At 49.1% G+C, this 642-nt stretch carries 1 protein-coding gene; it reads right to left on the bottom strand.

Translation table 11 applies throughout. The features are described 5' to 3' along the window. A partial coding sequence (locus ACTNEW_RS16320; RefSeq protein ID WP_441062862.1) for an ExeA family protein occupies positions 1–543 on the bottom strand: 543 nt, incomplete at its 3' end. Between the last annotated feature and the right edge of the window lie 99 nt (positions 544–642).

Raw genomic sequence — 642 nt, 5'->3', positions numbered from 1 at the left:
ACGCTGACGGAGCGGTTCATGGATGGAAAGCTGGAGCGTATTGTTCAGCTGTGGAAGACCGACCAGAAGAATTACAGCCCGATCCCGGGAGTCCATCTCAAAGTTGAACAGAATCTTCAGATCGTTGAGGACAGCATTTTTGATATAGTTCGCTTCGTCAATGATAATGACGGGAGTTTTTCTCTTGTCCAGGGCAAGCCGGTTGATCTCACCCTGAATGATATGAAAGTTTTCAGTCTTTCGGTAGGACGGTTGTGCGCCCAGGGATGCGGCGAGATTCCGGTAGAAATCATTCACTGTAACGGTAGAAAGGCTGGTGTAGATCACCTTATACAGGGAAGGGTTCAGTCCGGCAGACCAGGAACGGACCAGCGTTGTTTTTCCACGGCCCGGAGCACCGGTAAGAAGACCGAAGCCTTTTGTTCTGGCAAGGTAATCCAGGCGAAATTTTGCCTCCGTATACTCGGCACCTTCAAAAAGGATCTCTTTGGAATTCTTTAAAAAAGGATTGAATTCAAGACCATAACGCGTGGTAAGTTCCATCAGTCTTCGCCTCCTGTCAGACGCACCTTGTCCCGTTTTACAGAGGCATTGTCATGCTTGTTGAGAAGGCGGATCGGAGTAAGGGATCCATCTGCTTCC

It is taken from the genome of Blautia sp. HCP3S3_G3, assembly GCF_052063365.1.
Classification (GTDB): Bacteria; Bacillota; Clostridia; order Lachnospirales; family Lachnospiraceae; genus Blautia_A.
This window is presented reverse-complemented; position numbering and strand designations above follow the sequence as displayed.